Annotated in this window: 1 protein-coding gene; it reads right to left on the bottom strand. The window is 62.0% G+C overall.

Annotation, left to right across the window (positions count from 1 at the left end):
- The coding region (locus tag Q4563_RS22085) for a DeoR family transcriptional regulator (protein ID WP_303606064.1) at positions 1–242 on the bottom strand (242 nt) is incomplete at both ends.

Here is a 242-nt window from a genome sequence, read left to right as displayed (position 1 = left end):
CCTGTACCGTGGTAGCCCCCGACCCCATCATCAGCACGCTGGCACCTTTTAATAACGGCGCGGCGGCCTTGCCAATAACAGCGCGCTCCTCAACGTTGGCCTTATGTCGCTCCGACAATGCGGGTTCAGCCGGCTGGCGCAGCAAGGCACCGCCATAGGTACGGCTGATCAGCTGTTGCGCTGCCAGTTCTTCCAGGTCGCGCCGGATCGTTTCGGTGGTTACTCCCAGAGCGCCGGATAAC

It is taken from the genome of Gilvimarinus sp. 1_MG-2023 (assembly GCF_030548285.1).
Note: the sequence above shows the minus strand (reverse complement) of the source record. Positions and strands in the feature narration are given on the sequence as shown.